Below are 240 nucleotides of genomic sequence, written 5' to 3'. Positions count from 1 at the left end.
ATTAAGAATTGATCGCATTCTAAGCGCCGTTTGTGGAACCTGGCAATGCGCAGGCGCTACAAGGCCTTGGCCAAAAACGCTGCTGTGCGGCTGTCGGCGCACCCGGCCACCTCCTGCGGCGTGCCACTGGCCACTACCTTGCCCCCGGCATCTCCGGCCCCAGGCCCGATATCGATCACCCAGTCGCTTTGCGCCACCACGCGCATGTCATGCTCGACCACCACCACGCTGTGCCCGCTG

At 63.8% G+C, this 240-nt stretch carries 1 protein-coding gene; it reads right to left on the bottom strand.

What is annotated here, in order from left to right; all coding sequences use genetic code 11:
- Positions 1-56: 56 nt before the first annotated feature.
- On the bottom strand, positions 57-240 hold a 184-nt coding region (locus HWE01_RS22780; protein WP_241822978.1), incomplete at its 5' end, for a hypothetical protein.

It is taken from the genome of Herbaspirillum sp. C7C8, from assembly GCF_022627875.1.
Classification (GTDB): Bacteria; Pseudomonadota; Gammaproteobacteria; order Burkholderiales; family Burkholderiaceae_D; genus Herbaspirillum.
This window is presented reverse-complemented; position numbering and strand designations above follow the sequence as displayed.